We start from the raw sequence: 3,145 nt of genomic DNA, 5'->3' as shown, positions 1-3,145 counted from the left end.
CGCTGAGTTCGGTATAAGACATAGGGGCAGCACCGTACCGGAAAGGTCAGGTGTTGCACTCAGTTTTTGCCGCCGCCCCTTCAACACCGTCTTGATCGGCATTTGGGCGCGACGCTCTTGCGTTACGCCATACGAGGAGAAATTCCAGCCTGTTCACCGGGCACCGACCAGTTGGTGACGCTTGCTCAGCTTCGAGCAAGCCTCGAATTAGCTGGCTATACATGCAGCAGTGGCCCGATTCCCTCTGCGCCTTTGCTGGTCGAACGACATGGTAAAACGGTGGCGGTCGGCTGCTACCCAGGGCTAATCGATAGTCTTGAGCGCCAGCAACCCTGTCGCGGCACTGATGGAGTTCATGCATTGATCGGGCTCAATGAGTACCTACTACGCTCGGATCTAGCGAGCGCCCAATTAAAGGTTCATGCGCTCTTCAAATAATAATTTGCTGCTGGCGTGCAAGGGTAGGGGGCTCGGTCGAGAAAGCGACTGGCCTGCGTAACGGTTTTGGATGCTGATAACTTTGGTGAAAGAAGAAGTATGGAAGAGCAAGTGGAAGAAATGGCAATTACCGAGTCCGAACAGAAAGGGCTTGTGGTTATTGCTGCATGTGCTGCAAAATTTTTTAAGAGCTCCATTGGTGGCCATACTTTTTACGACAGCACCAAGGGCAAGGACTGGGATCTCTCCACCAATATTTGCGTGAATTTTGTTAATTTGATTGGCAAGAAATTTTCACGTGGAGGAAGAATTTACGGCTACGTCGATCCAGGCATAGTGTCTGCTGCTGAAAATTTTTCCAACTATCTATCCACCAGCGACTTTGCAGCACTAGTGAATGGAGTAATGGCGAGGCTGTGCAATGAAGCCAACGATCCAAATCGTAGCTCCTTGAATGAAGGGTATGTCGTATTCTCGCATTATAGAAATATACAAGGGAGGGATCAGATCCTTGTCGTTATGCTGGGCAAGAAAGGTGGCTATGATTTTGATAATGATGAAAATCTTACCCCGAAAGACACCGAAAGTTTAAATTTGCAAGATTTTCGACAAGCTGCGTGCATGGATTTGACTGGGTTCGCCAAAGCATTTCCAGAAAATAAAGGTGATTCTTATCTTTATTTCATTAAGGGCAACTCGAAGAGTGAGTTCTTCAACTCTGCTCTAGGTTGTTCTGACTCGGTGCCAGGCAAGGTTTGCGTGGATAATCTTAAAAGTGCACTCACGGCCTATTTTGTAGAGGCAGGTGATGATCTTACTGCAACAGTAAAGAGAAAAATTCACGCAAAGGTTGTCTCGTATATTGAAAGTAAAGCAGGTGAGCGTGTGCATTTATCGGAGATCCAGCGAGAGATTGATAAATGTTTGCCCCCTAAATCTCCTCATCATGGGAGATTTCATAAATTCATTAACGAGAATTCTGAGCGTTTCAAAGTCAGCGAGGAGTTTCAGCCCTCACATATTGCAGCAAAGAACATGGGTTATTTAGATGTAAAATTACCATCAGGAGACTTTGATGGGCGTATCAAGCTAGAGGCTATCGCAATCGGTGACAAAAGTGCCGACTTGAGTGTCGACAAGGACTTTGCTTACCTTACTATTAAGTTGCCACCTGAAGCTTCTCTTTCCTTGAAGGGGCTCGGCTCTGAAAAATAATGAGGTAAGTAGGGATGCTAGATAAAATTTACCTAGATGATGGGCAGATAATCCTTGATGCGAGTTCTGTTTCGCCCTCTGATATTCATACATATCTAGTAAGCATCGGATGCAAATATCCGGAAAAACTTGAGAGCATTGCCGGTCAAATTTATTTAATGACTAGCGAGGCATGGCAGGGGAGATACATTCCTTTCTTTGTTAGTGTGGATAGTCTCTGGCACACCCTCCGAGCTAAAGACCAAGAGCCAGAGCATTATTTTGTTATTGGGATTAGTTCGCAGGACATGGATGCCCTTAGGGATAGGTTAAAGTTTTATTTTGCGCTACGCTCTATGCTGAAGGGGTTGTGCCATCACGAGGGTGATGATGCTCAGCCCATGAAATATATTTTCTTCAGTAGCAAAGAATCCTATCTGACAAAGCTTGAAATTCCGTATGCAATGAGCATTGATGATTTCTTGTCTATTAATTTTGATGGTTTAGCTATCAGCAGGGCCGAGACCCTTAAATCTGCGGTACATCAAGACGATGATGTACACTGCGATGAACGCAAGCACGTCATGAGGGAGGCGCTTGTTGAGTTCTTCAAGGATGAAGAGAGTAGAAACTTTGGGTGCCTTATGTCGGGGGTCAAGGAATTCTACCAAGCCTATAGCGAGCGCTATAAGGTCTATGTAAGTAAGTTTTCAGTAAACAAAATTCTTTCTGAAATTGAAAACGAGCGAGTCAGCTTTCTTTGCAAAATACAAGATGCCATCATGTCGCAGCAAACCAAAGCCTTTGCCATTCCTGGTGGAGTTGTGGCAGTTGGTGCAATATTGCGATTCTCCAAGAATTCCTGGGACTTCCTTATAATATTTACAGGATTGTTGATTACCACCTGGATGATCTCTTCTCTCAATAAAAACGTTACGAAACATATCGACCTTTTGGGGGAAGAATTCAAGAAGTCGGTTTCAAAATATAATGATGTAATTGTTGGTATAGAAGATGTCAGAGCTGAGATAGAGCGATCTCGTGTTAAATTGGACACGTCATCAGTAGATGCCAAGAAAAAACTCTCCTCTTTGACTAGAATTGCCTGGATGATCTTGGTTCTCGTCACTCTTCTACTGATAGAACGTTCTGAGCGAATTATTTCTCATGACCTAGATCAAGCTATCAAAGCCTTTAGTGTCTTTGTTAGCTAGCCCCTAAGGACTATTAATCCACAGTTGCTTTCGCGATTACGACCCGCAGACGGGGCGCCATGTCGAAAGCTATCCGAGTGGACTGGCCAGTGGGCTGAGCGCATAGAGATAAGTCGACGGAAAGCCTCGCCTCATCGATTGCCATACGGAAGCGCAAAGCATGCTTTCCAGATAGGGATTGGTTACTGGAGTTCAACTGAGGCTATGAAAGCACCACTCATAGGCGGCGGCAAAAACTGAGTGCAACACCTGACCTTTCCGGTACGGTGCTGCCCCTATGTCTTATACCGAACTCAGCG

General features: G+C 45.4%; 2 protein-coding genes. Both read left to right on the top strand.

Annotated elements, in window-relative coordinates:
- Positions 1 to 537 precede the first annotated feature (537 nt).
- Complete coding sequence (locus tag EGJ86_RS24725; RefSeq protein WP_125836933.1) at positions 538 to 1,653, top strand: nucleoid-associated protein; 1,116 nt, start codon at positions 538 to 540, stop codon at positions 1,651 to 1,653.
- A gap of 14 nt (positions 1,654 to 1,667) precedes the next feature.
- Positions 1,668 to 2,846, top strand: coding sequence for a hypothetical protein (locus EGJ86_RS24720; protein WP_125836932.1), 1,179 nt, complete (start codon positions 1,668 to 1,670; stop codon positions 2,844 to 2,846).
- The last annotated feature ends 299 nt before the right edge of the window (positions 2,847 to 3,145 follow it).

Source organism: Pseudomonas sp. o96-267 (assembly GCF_003935465.1).
Classification (GTDB): domain Bacteria; phylum Pseudomonadota; class Gammaproteobacteria; order Pseudomonadales; family Pseudomonadaceae; genus Aquipseudomonas; species Aquipseudomonas sediminis.
This window is presented reverse-complemented; position numbering and strand designations above follow the sequence as displayed.

Excerpts from the sequence above, each read along its gene's own strand:
- EGJ86_RS24725 (WP_125836933.1), top strand. The coding sequence starts at position 538 with ATGGAAGAGCAAGTGGAAGAAATGGCAATTACCGAGTCCGAACAGAAA.
- EGJ86_RS24720 (WP_125836932.1), top strand. The coding sequence starts at position 1,668 with ATGCTAGATAAAATTTACCTAGATGATGGGCAGATAATCCTTGATGCG.